At 63.4% G+C, this 366-nt stretch carries 1 protein-coding gene; it reads right to left on the reverse strand.

Annotation, left to right across the window (positions count from 1 at the left end):
* Window positions 1–8 precede the first annotated feature (8 nt).
* The coding region (locus HMPREF2883_RS01985) for a transposase family protein (protein WP_141758994.1) at window positions 9–366 on the reverse strand (358 nt) is incomplete at its 5' end.

The following is a 366-nucleotide window of genomic DNA, read 5'->3' on the forward strand; positions in this document are numbered from 1 at the left end:
AAGGTTATTCAGGGGGTGGTGGTGTAGGTGTAGAGCATGAGGGTGGCTGTGATGGTTTGTGGGAATGTGTTCAGGGGGCGTCGGTAGTCCTCCTTGAGGATCTTCCAGGTCTTGATGTGGGCGTTGACCTGCTCGACTATGTACCTGACCCGGTTGATGCTGCGGCTGACCTTCTTGGCGGTGTCGGAGAGCTGTTTGCCGGCCGGCTTCCTTGGTGGGGTGATCATCCCCCGTCCGATGTAGCCCTTGTCGGCGACCCACCCGCTGACGTCGAGGCCCTCGAGCAGGCCGGAGGCGTCCAGGGCGGCGACGTCATGGGTGGATCCCGGGCAGGGATCCGAGACCCACACCAGACGACCGGCGGGG

Source organism: Actinomyces sp. HMSC075C01 (assembly GCF_001812965.1).
GTDB lineage: Bacteria > Actinomycetota > Actinomycetes > Actinomycetales > Actinomycetaceae > Actinomyces > Actinomyces acetigenes.